Here is a 1350-nt window from a genome sequence, read left to right as displayed (position 1 = left end):
GCAATACGGCCCGCGCGAATCGATGGAATACGACGTCGTGATCGTCGGCGGCGGCCCCGCCGGGCTGTCGGCGGCGATCCGGCTCAAGCAGCTGGCCGCCGAGAAAGGCACCGAAATCGGCGTGTGCGTGCTCGAGAAGGGTTCCGAGATCGGCGCACACATCCTGTCGGGCGCGGTGATGGACCCGCGCGCGATCAACGAACTGTTCCCCGACTGGAAGGAACGCGGCGCACCGCTCGACGTCGAGGTGACGGAAGACCGCTTCCTGTTCCTGTCCGAGAAGGGTGCGGTCACCACGCCGAACTGGGCGCTGCCCGCCAACTTCCAGAACCACGGCAACTACGTGATCTCGCTGGGCAACGTCACACGCTGGCTTGGGGCGCAGGCTGAAGCGCTCGGCGTCGAGATCTTCCCCGGCTTCCCCGCCGCCGAGATCCTGTACAACGACGACGGCTCGGTGAAGGGCGTCGCGACCGGCAACATGGGCGTGGGCAAGGACGGCGAGCCGACCGAGAACTTCCAGCTCGGCATGGAGCTGCACGCGAAGTACACGCTGTTCGCCGAAGGCTGCCGCGGCCACCTCGGCCGCCAGCTGATCTCGAAGTTCAAGCTCGACGCGAACGCGGATCCGCAGGCCTACGGGATCGGCATCAAGGAGCTGTGGGAGATCGATCCGGCCAAGCACAAGCCGGGCCTCGTGATCCACACGGCCGGCTGGCCGCTGAAGTCGGATACGTACGGCGGCTCGTTCCTGTATCACATGGACAACAACCAGGTCGTGGTCGGCTTCGTGGTGGGCCTCGGCTACACGAACCCGTACCTGTCGCCGTTCGAGGAATTCCAGCGCTACAAGACGCACCCGTCGATCCGCGCGTTCCTGGAAGGCGGCAAGCGCGTGTCGTACGGCGCGCGCGCGATCACCGCGGGCGGGCTGCTGTCGCTGCCGAAGACGGTGTTCCCGGGCGGCGCGCTGATCGGTGACGACGCGGGCTTCCTGAACGCATCGCGGATCAAGGGCAGCCACGCGGCGATCAAGACCGGCATGCTGGCCGCCGACGCCGCGTTCGACGCGGTGCAGGCCGGCCGCCAGTCGGACGAGCTCAACGCATACCCGGACGCCTTCAAGCAATCGTGGCTGTACACGGAGCTGTACCGCGCGCGCAACTTCAAGCAGTGGATGGCCAAGGGGTTGTACCTCGGCACGCTGATGGTCGGGCTCGAGCAGAAGGTGATGGGCGGCAACGTGCCGTGGACGCTGCGCCACAAGCACGCGGACCACGAGATGCTGAAGCCGGCGTCGCAATGCCAGCCGATCGAGTATCCGAAGCCGGACGGCAAGCTGACGTTCGA

General features: G+C 66.7%; 1 protein-coding gene. It reads left to right on the top strand.

What is annotated here, in order from left to right; all coding sequences use genetic code 11:
* On the top strand, window positions 1–1350 hold a 1350-nt coding region (locus tag G3N93_RS40320; protein ID WP_206135559.1), incomplete at both ends, for an NAD(P)/FAD-dependent oxidoreductase.

The sequence above is a fragment of the Burkholderia sp. Se-20378 genome (assembly GCF_017104665.1).
Lineage (GTDB): Bacteria > Pseudomonadota > Gammaproteobacteria > Burkholderiales > Burkholderiaceae > Burkholderia > Burkholderia lata.
Note: the sequence above shows the minus strand (reverse complement) of the source record. Positions and strands in the feature narration are given on the sequence as shown.